The 13,274-nt window shown below is 68.6% G+C and carries 13 protein-coding genes and 1 pseudogene; 11 read left to right on the top strand and 3 right to left on the bottom strand.

Annotated features, from left to right (window positions below; translation table 11 throughout):
- Nucleotides 1-112 precede the first annotated feature (112 nt).
- Nucleotides 113-253 (top strand): hypothetical protein, encoded by a 141-nt coding sequence (locus ACFV2J_RS20625; protein ID WP_385439884.1) that lies wholly within the window; start codon nucleotides 113-115, stop codon nucleotides 251-253.
- Nucleotides 254-262: 9 nt separating this feature from the next.
- On the opposite strand, the gene ACFV2J_RS20620 is transcribed toward ACFV2J_RS20625, so the two are convergent.
- The gene (locus ACFV2J_RS20620; RefSeq protein ID WP_385083175.1) at nucleotides 263-661 is read right to left on the bottom strand and encodes a hypothetical protein; all 399 of its coding nucleotides are present in this window, start codon (nucleotides 659-661) and stop codon (nucleotides 263-265) included.
- 135 nt (nucleotides 662-796) lie between these two features.
- Here ACFV2J_RS20620 and ACFV2J_RS20615 point away from each other — a divergent pair, with 135 nt between their 5' ends.
- The gene (locus tag ACFV2J_RS20615) at nucleotides 797-1,108 is read left to right on the top strand and encodes a hypothetical protein (RefSeq protein ID WP_385083173.1); all 312 of its coding nucleotides are present in this window, start codon (nucleotides 797-799) and stop codon (nucleotides 1,106-1,108) included.
- A 115-nt stretch (nucleotides 1,109-1,223) separates the two neighbouring features.
- Here ACFV2J_RS20615 and ACFV2J_RS20610 read toward each other — a convergent pair whose 3' ends face one another.
- Nucleotides 1,224-2,372, bottom strand: coding sequence for a serine hydrolase domain-containing protein (locus ACFV2J_RS20610; RefSeq protein WP_385083172.1), 1,149 nt, complete (start codon nucleotides 2,370-2,372; stop codon nucleotides 1,224-1,226).
- A gap of 82 nt (nucleotides 2,373-2,454) precedes the next feature.
- Between ACFV2J_RS20610 and ACFV2J_RS20605 the strand changes: the two are divergent.
- The 7 genes and pseudogenes from ACFV2J_RS20605 to ACFV2J_RS20575 form a co-directional block, all read left to right on the top strand.
- Nucleotides 2,455-2,981 (top strand): annotated as a pseudogene (locus ACFV2J_RS20605) (integrase core domain-containing protein); the annotation flags it as partial.
- Nucleotides 2,982-3,223: 242 nt separating this feature from the next.
- Entirely contained in the window at nucleotides 3,224-4,222 is a 999-nt protein-coding gene (locus ACFV2J_RS20600) for a YdcF family protein (RefSeq protein WP_385083170.1), read from the top strand.
- A gap of 784 nt (nucleotides 4,223-5,006) precedes the next feature.
- Nucleotides 5,007-6,236: an Ig-like domain-containing protein gene (locus ACFV2J_RS20595; RefSeq protein ID WP_385439879.1), complete on the top strand. Its 1,230-nt coding sequence runs from the start codon at nucleotides 5,007-5,009 to the stop codon at nucleotides 6,234-6,236.
- Between the two features lie 248 nt (nucleotides 6,237-6,484).
- On the top strand, nucleotides 6,485-6,820 hold the full coding sequence (locus tag ACFV2J_RS20590) for a non-oxidative hydroxyarylic acid decarboxylases subunit D (protein ID WP_385083169.1): 336 nt from the start codon (nucleotides 6,485-6,487) through the stop codon (nucleotides 6,818-6,820).
- Between the two features lie 202 nt (nucleotides 6,821-7,022).
- Nucleotides 7,023-7,562: a MarR family winged helix-turn-helix transcriptional regulator gene (locus ACFV2J_RS20585; protein ID WP_385083167.1), complete on the top strand. Its 540-nt coding sequence runs from the start codon at nucleotides 7,023-7,025 to the stop codon at nucleotides 7,560-7,562.
- A gap of 19 nt (nucleotides 7,563-7,581) precedes the next feature.
- Nucleotides 7,582-8,478: a sugar phosphate isomerase/epimerase family protein gene (locus tag ACFV2J_RS20580; protein WP_385083166.1), complete on the top strand. Its 897-nt coding sequence runs from the start codon at nucleotides 7,582-7,584 to the stop codon at nucleotides 8,476-8,478.
- Entirely contained in the window at nucleotides 8,475-9,254 is a 780-nt protein-coding gene (locus ACFV2J_RS20575; protein ID WP_385083164.1) for an IclR family transcriptional regulator, read from the top strand. Before ACFV2J_RS20580 ends, ACFV2J_RS20575 begins: the two co-directional genes overlap by 4 nt.
- 64 nt (nucleotides 9,255-9,318) lie before the next feature.
- On the opposite strand, the gene ACFV2J_RS20570 is transcribed toward ACFV2J_RS20575, so the two are convergent.
- Entirely contained in the window at nucleotides 9,319-10,713 is a 1,395-nt protein-coding gene (locus ACFV2J_RS20570; RefSeq protein ID WP_385083162.1) for a carboxylesterase/lipase family protein, read from the bottom strand.
- A 269-nt stretch (nucleotides 10,714-10,982) separates the two neighbouring features.
- Between ACFV2J_RS20570 and ACFV2J_RS20565 the strand changes: the two genes are divergently transcribed.
- Both ACFV2J_RS20565 and ACFV2J_RS20560 read left to right on the top strand, forming a co-directional pair.
- Nucleotides 10,983-12,290: a Rieske 2Fe-2S domain-containing protein gene (locus ACFV2J_RS20565; RefSeq protein WP_385083161.1), complete on the top strand. Its 1,308-nt coding sequence runs from the start codon at nucleotides 10,983-10,985 to the stop codon at nucleotides 12,288-12,290.
- Nucleotides 12,287-13,243, top strand: a complete 957-nt coding sequence (locus ACFV2J_RS20560; RefSeq protein ID WP_385439873.1) for a PDR/VanB family oxidoreductase — start codon at nucleotides 12,287-12,289, stop codon at nucleotides 13,241-13,243. The genes ACFV2J_RS20565 and ACFV2J_RS20560 overlap by 4 nt, the downstream gene beginning before the upstream one ends.
- Nucleotides 13,244-13,274: the final 31 nt, after the last annotated feature.

Raw genomic sequence — 13,274 nt, 5'->3', positions numbered from 1 at the left:
TCGCTAGACCGGGGGGGTTCGCGCCCGTGGGTCTGACCCTCCCACGCCCTCCCCCGCCCCCCGGCCCCCCCCCCCGCCCCCCCGGGGGGGGGGGGGGGGGATCACCACACCCATGGCCCAGCGGCAGCCGGCCGACCGTCGCAGCATCGCTGTGACCGCCCAGGACCTTGCGATCGTCACCGTTCATTTTGAGCGGGGGAGTTGGTACGACCTTGAGCCGGGAGGCATCCGTTGCATCGTGATGCGCCGCTGAACTTGCTCTTTATTTTCCGTCCGCGTCGTAGGGCGGGGACGGAAGGTTCCAGACGACGTCTGACCGGCTGACGATCTTTCGAAGTTCGCGGGCGCTTCGTGGCGACAAGGCCTGCATCACGATGTCGAGGAGAGCTCGGGCTTCGAGAGGGTCGCCGCAGCAGTACCAGTGCACGTTGCCCCACTCGTAGTCGTGCCACAGTGCACGCTCGGGCTGGCGGACGTAGTCCTTCCACAGGCCCACAGCCGTGCTGACGTCGTCCGGCTGCAGATAGTTTCGGGTGCGCTCGAGTTCGATGATCTCGGACAGCGCACGCGAAGACAGGCCGTCGATGACCGGCCGCGCACCTGTTGCCCGGTGGCTGCCGGCGCCGCCGGCACGGATCCGTCCTGGCCGCCTACGCGGCATGGACCTTTCGGTTCGTCGTCATCCGGTACATGGTGCCACGGCCTCGAATGGCGACTCGAACGAATTCGCTCACCCGGGTATTCGCCGGACGTGGGGGTGGCCTTCGTCTGATCCTGTGCTCCGACCAAGGTGCACGTGACCACGACGAAGGCCGTGAGGGTGAGTCTGCTGCCTGATGCTGTCCGAAGGAAAGCGTTCGCAGAGCCATCACGCTTCCGGGGCGAGTTCTACGCATGCCTGGCGGCACCGCTCAAGGTGGTCAACAGCGGCGTCCCGTTCGTGGAATCGCGCTTCCAAGGCATGCCATTGACCCTCGAGACCAGCGTGGACGGTCCATACGACCTCGCGGATTGGTGTCGTGGCCGGCGTCGGTGTCCTGACGTTGGCCATGCCTTCAGCTACCTGCGCCCGTCCACCAACAGACAGCCGCTGAAGGAAACCTCCTGACTGATTCGGCGGTTTTTTCGTCCGGTTCGACCACCACCGCCTGGATGGACGCTCGACCGTCTGTGTCCACACCGGCAAGGTCGGCTTCCACCACTGCTGTACCGCCGGACTGCTGCTAACCCTGCACCGTGCACCCCCAGAACTCCCGCATCAGTGCTGTGGTGGTGGGGCCGGTCATCGCTGTCTGGGTGAGCAGGACGGTGATGGTGCCTGTTGTGGGGATGACGTGGGCTGTCGTGCCTGTGCCGCCCACCCAGCCGTAGCGGCCGGGGACGTTCCAGGGGTCGACGGGGGTGACGTCGACCTGGCCGCCGTAGCCCCAGCCCTGGCCCTCCAGGAACAGGGCCGAGGCGTCGCGCTGGGCGGCGGTGAGGTGGTTGGTGGTCATGCGGCTTACGGAGGTGGGGGAGAGGACGGGGGTGCCGTCCGGGGTTGAGCCGTTGTCGGCGAGCATCCGGAAGAAGGAGAGGAGGTCGTCGGCCGTGGAGACCAGGCCGCCGCCGCCCGACAGGAAGCGCGGCAGGCTGCTGTAGGCGCCGTCCGGGGTGTCCGTCAGGTGCAGGGTGCCGTCTGCGGCGGGAGCGTAGGAGGAGGTGAAGCGGTGCCGTTTCGAGGCGGGCACCTCGAACGCGGTGTCCCGCATGCCCAGCGGCTCGAAGATCCGCTCCGCCAGGAAGTCGGGGAGGGCACGGCCTGACACGCGGGCGGCCAGGATGCCCTGGAGGGCGGACGCTGTGCCGTACAGCCAGGCCTCGCCCGGTTGGTGAAGCATCGGCACCTGGGCGAGCAGGCTCAGCCAGGTGTCCGGTTCGGGCCAGTCCTGGAAGGAGCGGCTGTGATCCTGCACCGTGAACAGGGCCTGTGCGGCGGGCAGGGAGAAGTCGGAGGGCAGGCCCCAGCCGGCCCGGAAGCTCAGCAGGTCCTCGACCGTGATCGGCCGGTCCGCGGGGACCACGTCCTCGACCGGCGAGGAGGGTGTGCGGACCACCGTCGGCTTCGCCAGCTCCGGCAGCCACTCCTCCACCGGGCTGTCCAGCGCCAGCCGCCCGTCCTCCACCAGCGTCAGGACCGCCGCCGCCGTGACGGGCTTGGTGACCGAGGCGATCCTGAAGATCGAGTCGCGGGCCATCGCGGAGGTTCCTTCGATGTCGACGGAGCCGACGGCGACCACCTCGACATCCTCGCCGCGGGCGACCAGGCCCACCGCCCCCGGCACGGTGCCGTCGTCGACGCGTTGTTGCAGGGTGTCGCGGAGAGAACTCATCGGTCGGCCTTCCGGTACGGGCAGTCGTGGTCGAACACATCGGATACGACTCTCCCCGCGCCGCGAACTCATCGCTCCCCGCCATATCCCCGACGGTGGCGGCCACAAGACCCTGGGCCGCCGGGCCGGCCGGGCCACCCGCAGCCGCATGGGCTTCGACTACGTCCCCTCCGCCGTCGACGACCACTCCCGCCTCGCCTACAGCGAGATCCACAGCGACGAGAAAGCCGCGACCTGCGCGGGCTTCCCGACCCGCGCGGCCGCGTTCTTCCACGCCTGCGGTATCACCCACATCGAGCGGGTCAGGACCGACAACGCCTGGGCCTACCGCAAGAGCGTTGCCTGGAAGGCCGCACTGGCCAATCTCGGCGCCACTGGCAAGCTCACCCGCGCCTACCGGCCCCAGACCAACGGCAAGGTCGAACGCTTAACCGCACCCTGTCCGACGAATGGGCCTACCTACGGCCCTACACCGGCAACCAAGAACGAGCCGAAGCCTTGGCAGACTTCCTTCACACCTACAACCATCACCGCTGCCCCACCGCACTCGGCGGACAGCCACCCATCACCCGCGTCAACAGCCCTGCGGGTCAATACACACCCGGCTGAGCATCTACGCCGTCGCCGAGTTCCTGCGCTCCTGGTGCATCTGACCTGGTCGACGGGCGTACGCCGGTCCCGGCTGATCGCGTCGGCGCCCGCCCGCGCACGGCGCGCTCCGACGGGTCTGCGAGGATGTCCGGCGGCGTCCGCACCGGGCCCAGCAGCGGTGCGCGGGGCCGGAAATGCGCAGGCGGCGACGGGCGGACGGGGTCGGGCCCGGCGGGCGGGAGAGCGGAGTGGTGGGGGATGTGACGGAGTACCCGGAGTACGTTGCCGCGGCGGTGTTCGCCGTGGGCGGCGTCGTCCATGCCGTGCTGGCGCCGCACCGGTTCTCCACCGCTGTCCTGTTCTGCCTCGCGGTGACGTCGGCCGGGCTCGGCGAGGCCGCCCGCAGTGCGGAGACTCACCCCACCGTCGCGACCGTGCTCGCCGTTGCCGCCCTGCTCATGACCCTCGCGCTGGGCCTGCTCCTGCTGGTCGACAGCATCGTTCTGGTCCGGCGCTACGGACCGCAGGCGTCCCTGCTGGCCACCGGCGTCGCCGGCTGCGCCCTGCTGGCGGTGCTCGGCCTTGACGCGGTCGTCCAGACTGCCGGGGGCGAGGTGGCGGGTGCCCTCATGGTGGCGGTGAATGCGGTGGCCGGATACCTCAGTCTGCTCTTCCTCGCCTTCAGCGTCTATGTGTTCGTCTGGGGCCGCAGCACCCCGCCGCCGGAGACCACCCATGTCGTGGTCCTGGGCGCCGGGCTCAATGGCGACCGGCCCGGTCCGCTGCTGCGCCGCAGGCTGGAGCGGGCCCTCGCGGTCGACGGCGCCGGCGCACCGGACGCAGACGGTGTGGTGTTCGTCGTCTCGGGCGGCCAGGGCGACGACGAGGTGCGCTCCGAGGCGGACGCCATGGCCGACTACTTGCGTGCACGCGGGGTGGCTGCCGACCGGATCGTGCGGGAGGACCGTTCCGTGAACACCGGGCAGAACCTCCGCTTCAGCGCGGCTCTCATGGACCGCACCGCTTCCGGGCACCGTGCCACGGTGGTCACCAGCGGCTTCCACGTCTACCGCACGGCCCTGCTGGCCCGTCGCGCCGGCGTCCTTGTCCACGTCGTGGGGGCGCCGACTTCTCCCGCGTACTGGCTCTCCGCGACCCTGCGTGAGTTCGCCGCCGTCCTGTGGCTGGATCGGCTGCCCCTGATCGGGCTCAGCCTGCTGCTGGCGGTGCCTGTGGCGACAGCGGTCTTCCAGCGCTGAGGCACCCGTCGCGCGTGCCGCCCCGGGCAGCAGGGTCGGCCTGGGTTCGCCAGCAACCCGCGCCCGTGCCGACAGCGGGGGTGGCCGCTGGCTGCCGGAGCTTGCAGGTCACAGCGCGATCGGATGGTATCTGAGAGTTTCGTGGACGATCTGCTCAGGCGAGGCGTCCAGCAGTCCGGCCGGGGGTGGAAGATCAGGTTGCCGACCCTGGGATGCGTCACGTCGGGCTTCGAGGAGCCGCAGGTAGTGGTCAGTCTGCGGTCGCCAGCCGGGATTCTGCGGACGGTCTCGGTGAGTTCCTCCGTGGTGACGTCCGCGATCAGAAGCGATCTCTTCCCTGTACCGCCCGCCCGTCGCCATCCAGCCTTCCGGTGACGACTACATCAGCAACGGCTTCATCAACGGCCAGCGCAGGGTTCAAGCGATGCGGGATGCCGGAGTGGTCCGGACGGTCGTCCTGCGGCTTGTGTGTCCGGACAACGCTGCTGACCAGTACTCCGGTGCTGCACCTCAGGCAGCGAGACAGCGTCCGGTAGTTCCTGCACGGCACGCTCGCGGTGATGCCTGGTGCGGCTGGGAGGTGGGGCGGTTCCTACACCGTCCCGGTGGTGCCCGGACCGAGGGTCCGCCTGCCTCGCGGCGTGTCTGCGTCCTGGCGCGTGGCCTTCACCACAATTTGCCCACTTCTGGATAGATGCATGCCTATAAGTGGTTACAAGCCGGTTGTACTTCCTCCGGCGATCAGCTTGCAGGTACGCGTAGTCCAGTGGCATGGGAGAAGCGTTTGATCACGGTACGTAAACGACACACCGGGCTGGTGGCTACGGCCGGCGTACTTGGCGGCGTACTCGTAGTCACGGCCCTCGGCGGTACCAGCAGCGCTGCGACCAGCCCCAACGATCCCCCGAAACCGCAGGCGCGGGCGGATCAGGCGGCCGCAGACGCTTCCGACGCGCGAATAAAGATCACGCCCGGGCAGGGTGCCTTCGACGTCGGGATCGAAGCTTCCGTCAAAGTCACCGTCAGTAACGGAAAACTCACCAAGGTGACCATGACCGCCGTCGCGAGCGGTACCGAGATTCCGGGCACCTTGTCCGCGGACGGTACCTCCTGGAAGCCGAACGGCCGGCTGGAACGGGCCACCAAATATCAGATCGCCGCAGAGGCCGAGGACACCAAGGGGCGCTCCATCACCGGGAACGCCACGATCTCCACGGTCTCCCCGGCCAACGACTTCATCGGGCATCTCTCCCCCGAGGGCGGCTCGACCGTCGGCGTGGGCATGCCGGTGACGGTCTCCTTCGACAAGGCGATCAGTGACAAGGCGACCGTGGAGTCGGAGATCCGGGTCGGCTCGAGCAGCGGGCAGCGGGTCGTCGGTCACTGGTTCAACGGCAACCGCCTGGACTTTCGCCCCGAGAGCTACTGGAAGCCCGGCTCGACCGTCACTGTCAAGCTCAACCTCCACGGCATCCAGAAGACGGTCACGTTCGAGATCGGTCGGAGCCAGGTCAGCACCGTCGACGCCAAGACGAAGCAGATGACCGTCGTACGGGATGGCAAAACGATCAAGAGCATCCCGATCTCGTCCGGCAGCACCGAGCACCCGACGTACAACGGTCAGATGGTCATCTCCGAGAAGTTCAGGAATCTCCATATGAACGGTGCGAGCGTCGGCCTCACGAAGAAGGACGGCAGGCCCGCTTACGACATCGAGGCCGTACCGCACGCCATGCGTCTGACGGCCTCAGGCACGTTCATCCACGGCAACTACTGGGGTGCCGACGCGGTCTTCGGCAAGGTCAACACCAGCCACGGCTGCGTGGGCCTGAAGGACGTCAAGGGCGGCGGCGACGGCAAGCAGCCCGCTGCCTGGTTCTTTGACAACTCGATGATCGGTGACGTCGTGATCGTCAAGAATTCCGAGGACAAGACCACGTTGGCACCGGACAACGGCCTCAACGACTGGACCATGCCGTGGAACGAGTGGGTCGCGGGGAGCACCACCCACTGACACAACGCCACTCTCCGCGCAGCCGAACCGGAATCCCTTCCGCTGGGCAGCGGTCGACGCCATGTCGACCGCTGCCCGGCGTCGTCAGGGCGCCCGAGTAGCCCTCGGCCCGGGGAGACCCCGCGTCCGCTTGCCCAGCATGGACGGCATCGAGGCCGTGCGCCGGCACCGGCGCCAAGCCCATCATCGACGCGACCACCCCGGCCAGGCCGGACAGCCGCGGCAACCAGGTACACGACCTGCCAGAGATGGGCGAGTGGCTCACCAAGCTGCAGCAGCTCGCCAGGCAGTGTCCACCCGCCGGCCCCGCTGAAAGGAGACCCCATCGCCGTGGCCACCGAGACCACGAAGAACGCAACGCCCGCCGAGTGTCCGCGCCGCGGCCACGACAAGATGGATCAGATCTGCACCTCCCCGCAGCCGGGGCCTGGGAGATCTACCCATGTCGGCAGTGCATGTACAGCCGGCGCACCTCCGAACGGGCCGGCCGCAGCCAGCGCGACGCCTATCCGGACAGCTTCAAGATGACCATCGACGACATCCGCAACGCGGTCGAGTTTCCCGTCGTCCCCCCGCTCCGGTAGCCCTGAACACACCCTCGCCTCACCCGGCAGTCGGGCCGCCTGTTCCGCGCCCCGCAGTACCGGCGGGCCGAGGAGCAGGGGATGCCAAGCGACGAGCGTCGTGGGTTGACGATTGACGGGTCGAGGCATCACGAATAGACTTCCATGGAAGCTAACTTCTATGGAAGTCATTGCTGGAGTTCGGGCAAGGAGAGTGGTTCTCGTGGTACTGCGATCGGACAAGCACTCCCGGGCCGAGACGTCGGAGCTGAGCGAGATCGCTCGCACCTGGACACGCGAACTGCCCGGTCTCGATCTCACGCCTTTTCTGGTTTCTGCCGGGATCCTGCGCCTCGCACAGCATGTCGAGCGAGCCTTCACGGATATTGCGCGAGACAGCGGCATCGGACCCGGTGATCTACGCGTCCTCCTAGCGCTCCGCAGGTCCGGGCCGGGCTATGCGATGAGTCCGACGGCACTGTTCCAACGGCTGATGATCACCTCGGGAGCGGTCAGCAAACAGGTCGACCGCCTCGCCGAGCTGGGGCTGGTCGAACGTGTAGCGGATCCCGAGGTTCTGCGCGGGGTGCTCATCACCCTGCGGCCGACCGGGCGCGCGATCGCGGAGGACGCTATGCATCAGATTGCGACGTCCTTCTGCGGCCTGGAGAACCTGAGCGCCGCCGACGCGGACCAGGCACTCGACCTGCTCCGCAGCTTGCAGCGGACGATGGATGCGGCCGAAGCCGCGAAGCAGGGATGACGTACGAGAAGCGGAGATCATGATGTCACTCGCCGTTCCCTATGCCGTCAACGCGACCTCGATGCCGCATTCGAGCGTCTGGGAAGACATCGCGAACGTGGCCGCGACCGGCACCCAGGGCCTGGGGCTCTGGGAGCGCAAGTTGGCCGACGTCCAGGATGAAGAGGTCGCGCGGGAGATGCGTGCGGCAGGGCTGACCGCAACCTTTTGCGTACCAGCCGTGAACTGCATCCTTCCCTCCCAGATAGACCCTCCCGGCGCGCCCCAGGACATCCGGGACAGACGTGACCTCATCTGCGCGAGTATCGAGCGGCTCGCCGCATTCGCGCCGGAGGTGGTCACCCTTGCTCCTGGCGCGTCCGGAGATCCTGACAATCCCGCGGGTCCGCTGGACGCCGTTCTCGATGTCCTGCCCGATATCGCGGACACCGCGGCCGCTTGCGGCGTCCGCATCGGGCTGGAACTGCTGGCGAGGCGCCGGGGTTCGGCGGTGCCGTCGATGCGTCAGTTGATCGACGTCCTCGACGCCGTGGGCCGGGACAACGTGGGGATCATGTTCAGCGTCTTCCACAGCTGGTCCGAGCCCGGGCTGCACGAGGACCTGCGCAAATATGCCTCGCGGATCAACAGCGTCCAGGTGTGCGACATCCGGAATCCGGAGCGCTGTGCATTCGATCGTGAGCTTCCGGGACAGGGGCGAGGAGTCGCGCCGGAGATCATGGCCACTCTCATCGAGTCCGGGTATCGCGGATGGTGGGAGTTGGAGATCTTCTCGGACGACGGAACCTACGGCACGGCACTCCCGGACTCGTATTGGGCCATGCCGCCGGACCGGTTTCTGAAAAAGGCGCGAGAAGCCTTCGACCTGGCCCACGCGGCGGCGCTCGACATCGTGGCGACACGAGAAGCACGGTGAGCGCGACGGGCATGGCGGAGGACGGTCCCGCACGGTCGCTGCCACGCCGTATCTTCGGTCTGCTCGACATCGTCGGTACCGCTTCGCGGCCTCTGACGCTGAGCGAGATCGCGCGCGGCGCCGGTCTCCCGGTCTCCACGGCACACCGCTTGCTGAGCGAACTGCTGCGGTGTGACGCGCTGGTTCGCACCGCATCCGGCCGGTACCAGCTCGGCGAGCACATCTGGCGCCTCGGTGCCGCTGCGCCCTGGGAGCGGGAGCTCCGCCGGGCCGCGGCGGTGCACCTGCACGCCTTGGCACGGAACGCCGGCGCAGGGGTGGCCCTGGCGGCCCTCAGCGGCGACCGCCTGCTGTGCCTGGACACCGTCGCCGCGCCCGGGGCCGACCTGGAGCTCGCCGCTTCCGGGGACGAACTCCCCCTGACGGCCACGAGCGCCGGGAAGATGCTTCTGGCGACCACGGCACGGGACCGGCTGACGACCGTGCTGCGCACACCACTGCCGCGCCTCACTCCCTTTACCCTCGTGGCGCCGCACCTGCTTGTGGCACAGGTCGAACGCACCCGTCAGCACGGCTACGCGACGGCACACGACGAAGCGGCTGTCGGCCAGGCCTCCATCTCGGTCGCGGTGGATACCGAACCAGGACGCATGCCCATGGCACTGACCGCGTTGTCGCCCGCGCCTCACCGCGACCTCACGCGGATGCTGCCCGTGCTTCGCTCGACCGCCACCGCCATCTCGACTGCCGTGGCGGCTCTGCGTCCCCAGGTATGACCCGGACGGGCCGCTCTGCGCGCCGTGCCGGCTGCACCCCCGTAGTGGCTCTGCGTCCACCGTCCTACTGGAACCGCCGCTGGTAGGGGTCGCTGGGCAGCCAGGGGCGCCACGGGCTCCTGGCAGTCGCCGGGGAGCCGGTGTGGAGGAAACGGGACCACGCTTGCTGCAACGTGGACGACAAGTCCGGCGCCCGGGCGTCGAGTCCGTAGAGCGAAGCGAATTCGGAAGCGGCGAAAGTGCCGAAGAGCAGAGGGATGTCGATGGTGTGCGTCGCGCCGAGCCGGCCTCCCCAGGCAGGGCTGGGATGTGCGTACTGAGCCCGGAACACAGCCGAACCAGCCGCTGCTGCCCGCCCGGCCCACTGGTCGGCCGGGCGGGTGTACAGCTGCTCGGTGATCGCCGCCGCTGCCGCACGCGGTGCCTCAGCGGGTAGGACCGCCTCCGCATAGCGCTTTGCGGCACCCGGTCCCAGCATCGCGGTGAGCACGGAGACCGCCTTGTCGTGGCTGACGTCTTGGGGCCATGCGTCGTCCACGAAGAAGAAGGTTCCCTCGTCGGCCGTGGACGAGATCAGAGTCGGGCGTACCGGTGCCACTGACTGCAGATCGGCCAGCGGGCTCGTCAGCCATCCGGTGGCGGTCGGCCAGAAGCGGTGGTGTGGGGCGATGTCCCGGGTCGCGGAGACGATGAGCGCGCCCGGCACGGATTCCAGTTCGGGCACGCGGACGCCGAGACGGGCCGCCAGCGCCTCAACCGCTCGCCCCGAAGCCTCCGGTGACTGCAGGGACGGCACTCCGCTGTGCAGCGCCACCTGGGCAAAGAGGTGCCGGTGGTCGGACGACAGGGACAGCAGGGCGACGCACATCGCCCCGGCGGATTCACCGGCCAGCGTGACGCGCCGGGGGTCGCCGCCGAACGCCGCGACGTTCTCGTGCACCCATTCGAGCGCGGCCACGAGATCGTGCAGGCCTAGGTTGGCCGCGTCGCCGCCCAGCCCGTCGTGACAGGCGAAGCCCAGCGCTCCCAACCGGTAGTTGGCGGTTACCACTACGGTCGACGCCGCTTCCGCAAGCAGTCCGCCGCGCAGTGCGGGTACGGAACTCGATCCGTTCGTGAACGCACCGCCGTGCACCCAGACCAGTACCGGAAGGCCGGGCGGAGCGTCCGCCGGTGTCCACACGTTGAGGCTCAGGCAGTCCTCACCGGTGGCTCCGGGGTCGCCTTGGAGCAGGCGAGCGCGGGCGCTCCCGGGCTGCAGGGACGCCGCGCCGAACCGGGTGGCCCGACGCACGCCGTCCCAGGTGAGGGCAGGCTTCGGTGGCCGAAACCGGCGTGGTCCGACGGGCGCCGCCGCATAGGGGACACCGAGGAACTCGGTGCCGGCTTTCGTGCGACGGCCTCGCAGGCGACCGGTCCGTACGGCAACCTCGACTGAATCCCTGGGTGCAACTTTCATGTCTCGGCCCTCAACCGACGCCGAGCAGCACGACCGGCCACCACTCCTCCTTGAACAGACCGTCCGGTGTTCCGCCTGCCAGCCAACGCCTCGCCCCCGGGCCTGGCAAGCAATATTTTCCGCCTCACGGAAAGGAGGCGGAATTTCTTGCATCCATTGACATCAGCCGCCTTCAATTCTAACTTCCAAGGAAGTCGACTTCCATGGAAGTTGCCGAAGTTCTCGTAACGTCCGTCGGAACTGAGTGTTCATGACGAAAGGATCCCCGCATGCTCACCAAAGAGGAGAACGAGATCCTCACCCGTGTCGGACCCGACACCCCCATGGGCCGCATGATGCGCCGGTTCTGGTTCCCGATCTGCACCTCCGCCCAGCTCCCCGCACCCGACAGTGATCCCCTGCGCACCAGCCTGCTCGGCGAGGCGCTCGTCGTCTTCCGCGACACCGACGGCCAGGTGGGCGTACTCGAGGAACTGTGCATGCACCGGAGCGTCTCACTGGCGCTCGGCAGGGTCGAGAAGGGCGGCATCCGCTGCCTCTACCACGGCTGGAAGTTCGCCGCCGACGGCACCATCCTCGACACCCCCAACCATTGCAACGCCCGCTTCCGCCAGCGCATGAAGGCCCCCGCCCATCCCGTGCGCGAGGCCGGCGGACTGGTGTGGACCTACCTCGGCCCCAAGGACCAGCAACCGCCGTTCCCCCACTACACGTTCATGGACGGCGCCGCCGAGCACCGCGCCGTGATCCGCCTCAACACCCCCGCCAACTACCTCCAGCTGTTCGAAGGCGGCGTCGACAGCTCACACGTCGGCATCCTGCACAGCAACCAGGCCAATCCGACCTGGATGGACGACCAGTTCACCGCCCGCGACGACGAGGATTTCAACCCCGGGGCCCTGGCCAGCGGCGACAACGCGCCCACCCTGGACGTCGAGGACACCGAGTTCGGCTTCCACTACGCGGCCAAGCGGCAAGGTCCCCCCGCCGCCGACGGCAGCCCCACCCACAGCATCCGCATCACGCCGGCGATCCTGCCCGTCACCCGCATCATCCCCGCCCCTGCCTTCCAGTTCTTCGTCTTCGAGGTTCCGCAGAGCGATACGGTCACCAGCACCTACATCATCGCGCACGGCGCCAAACCCATCGACCGCGACGAGATCATCCGCATCATGGGCCTGAAGGAGCCGTTCTGGAATGACAAGGACGGCGACTTCCGCGCCAGTTGGGCGAACGGGCTCGGCCAGGACCGCTCCCGGATGACCACCAGCTGGACCGGCTTCGACGGCATCGAGCAGGAGGACGCCGTCCTCGCGATCAGCATGGGCCCGATCCTCGACCGCAGCAAGGAACACATGGTCGCCGCCGACCGCGCCGTCATCCACCTCCGCGCCCGCCTCCTCGAGTCCGTCCGCCGCCACGAAAAAGGCCAGAACCCGATCGCCCACGGCGTCGACCTCGCCGACGTCCGCTCCCTGCCGGACACGGTGATCGCCCACGCCGAACCCTGGCAGGACCTGGTGCCCGGCAACACGCAGCCCGGCACAGCCGCCGTGATGGAGGAGGCACGCCCGTGATCGAGACCGTCGTAAGAGCCGCACGCCCGGTGGCCGCATCCATCCGGCTCCTCGACCTGGCCGCCGTCGACGGCGGCCCGCTTCCCCGGTTCGCCGCCGGCGACCACATCGACCTCACGCTCGCCCCTGGGCTGACCCGCAGCTACTCCCTGATCGGCGCCCCCGAACCCGAACCGCGGTCCTACCAGATCGCGGTGGCACTCGACGCGGCGAGCAGGGGAGGCTCACGCACCGTCCACGAATCCGTCCACCCCGGCTCCCACCTAATGATCAGCGAACCGGTCGACGACTTCCCCCTCACCGAAACCGCCCCGCACACCGTCCTGATCGCCGGCGGCATCGGCATCACCCCCATCCTGAGCATGGCCCGACGCCTGACGCACCTCGGGGCGTCCTGGGAGGTGCACTACGCGGCACACTCACACCACGCCGCCGCCTTCCTCACCGAGCTGTCGGCCCTCGCCGACGCCGGCACCGGCCTCCTGCAGACCTACCTCGCCGACGAGGACGGCCCACGCTCGCTCAAGATCGCCTCTCTGCTGGCCGACGCCCCCGGCACAGCCCACTTCTACTGCTGCGGACCCGCATCGATGCTGGCCGACTTCGAGGAGGCGACCCGGGGACTCAACCCGGAACACGTGCACCTGGAACGGTTCCGCGGAGATCCACCGGCCGCCCTCGGGGGCCAGGGTTTCACCGTCGAGCTCGCGCGCTCCGGCAAGACCCTCCACGTAACCCCGGAAGAGACCATCCTCGACGCCGTGCTCGACGCGGGTGTCGGCACCGACTTCTCCTGCATGGAGGGCATCTGCGGCTCGTGCCGCACCACCGTGCTCTCCGGCGAACCCGAGCACCACGACGCGGTCCTGACACCGCAAGAACGCGCGGCCGCCGACACCATGATGATCTGCTGCTCCGGCACCAGAGGCACTCACCTCGTCCTCGACCTCTGACTCACCACCACCCCAGACAGCCACCCCGAGA

Source organism: Streptomyces sp. NPDC059668 (assembly GCF_042734135.1).
In the GTDB taxonomy this organism is placed as follows: domain Bacteria; phylum Actinomycetota; class Actinomycetes; order Streptomycetales; family Streptomycetaceae; genus Streptomyces.
Note: the sequence above shows the minus strand (reverse complement) of the source record. Positions and strands in the feature narration are given on the sequence as shown.

Excerpts from the sequence above, each read along its gene's own strand:
- ACFV2J_RS20625 (WP_385439884.1), top strand. The coding sequence starts at position 113 with ATGGCCCAGCGGCAGCCGGCCGACCGTCGCAGCATCGCTGTGACCGCC.
- ACFV2J_RS20620 (WP_385083175.1), bottom strand. The coding sequence starts at position 661 with ATGCCGCGTAGGCGGCCAGGACGGATCCGTGCCGGCGGCGCCGGCAGC.
- ACFV2J_RS20610 (WP_385083172.1), bottom strand. The coding sequence starts at position 2,372 with ATGAGTTCTCTCCGCGACACCCTGCAACAACGCGTCGACGACGGCACC.
- ACFV2J_RS20590 (WP_385083169.1), top strand. The coding sequence starts at position 6,485 with ATGGGCGAGTGGCTCACCAAGCTGCAGCAGCTCGCCAGGCAGTGTCCA.
- ACFV2J_RS20580 (WP_385083166.1), top strand. The coding sequence starts at position 7,582 with ATGATGTCACTCGCCGTTCCCTATGCCGTCAACGCGACCTCGATGCCG.
- ACFV2J_RS20570 (WP_385083162.1), bottom strand. The coding sequence starts at position 10,713 with ATGAAAGTTGCACCCAGGGATTCAGTCGAGGTTGCCGTACGGACCGGT.
- ACFV2J_RS20565 (WP_385083161.1), top strand. The coding sequence starts at position 10,983 with ATGCTCACCAAAGAGGAGAACGAGATCCTCACCCGTGTCGGACCCGAC.